This is a genomic window from Paractinoplanes ferrugineus (assembly GCF_016862195.1).
Classification (GTDB): domain Bacteria; phylum Actinomycetota; class Actinomycetes; order Mycobacteriales; family Micromonosporaceae; genus Actinoplanes; species Actinoplanes ferrugineus.
On record NZ_BOMM01000118.1, the window covers coordinates 1 to 1,061 of the forward strand.

Sequence of the window (1,061 nt, forward strand, 5' to 3'; positions counted from 1 at the left end):
GCGTTCGTGAACTGTCCAGCCTGGGTCAACAGCCTCCAGCCCTGGTCAAGGACGGTTTCAATCGACCAACGACGACCATCCGACTTCTCGGAACAACCAAATCGGTGACCCCAGTGGGGGCACCGTGGGGCTACGGTCTCGACCGTGGCAACCCTCGAGCGGCGCGGCGAATCGTTACGTGTCAGTTGGCGCCTCGGCGGGTCTCGCGACGGCGCCCGTCAGTCGTGCTCGTTCAGCGGACCACCGGCTGAGCGGGAACGCCTCGCCCAGGCCGCTCAAGCACTCGTCGAGGCCCGCAGACACAACATCACCCGCGCTGAGTGCTACGACGCTGTCCTCAACCGGCCGGCCGCAGACGTGCAGGTGATGCCCACCTTCCGCGCATGGGTGCAGATGTGGTTGCGAGAACGCGAACAGGCCCGCGACATCGAAGCAACCACCATCAAGAACTACCGGTGGGTACTGACCGCCCGAGCGATCCCCCGGCTCGGTCATCTCCGCCTTGACGACATTACTGAGGAGACGATCCGCGAGTGGGTGGCGTGGATGGCAACCCGGCGCAGCACCCGCGGCAACCGCAACCGCAACGTCGCCGCGAACCAGCTGCTGTCGGCGGAGACGATCGGGAAGGCTTACCGCGTGCTGCACGGCTGCCTCGGCGCTGCGGTCCCGCGATGGTTGCAATCGAATCCGGCGTCGCGGCGGGCGGGGTCACGCAGGGGCGTTCCTGGTTTACCGAAGGGCGACAAGTTCGAGGGCATGTTCCTCGACCCCGGCGAGGTGGCGTTGATCCGATCGCACTGCGATCGACGGATCCTCGCGATGGTCGACACGGCGTTGGCTACCGGTTTGCGGTTGGGTGAGCTGGTGGCGTTGCAGGCGCAGCACATCACCAGTAACGGCCGGCAGACGGTGGTGCAGGTGCGGCAGACGCTGAAGGACGACGGGACGATCGGGCCGCCGAAGTCGAAGGCCGGCACGCGTGGTGTTCCGGTCGACGAGGAGACGGGCCGACTGCTGTTGGATCGAATCGCGGGTAAGCCGCCGCGGGCGTGGGTGTT

The 1,061-nt window shown here is 66.6% G+C and carries 1 protein-coding gene; it reads left to right on the plus strand.

The window, feature by feature from the left end; translation table 11 throughout:
* Positions 1–144 precede the first annotated feature (144 nt).
* The coding region (locus Afe05nite_RS43490) for a tyrosine-type recombinase/integrase (RefSeq protein WP_369077034.1) at positions 145–1,061 on the plus strand (917 nt) is incomplete at its 3' end.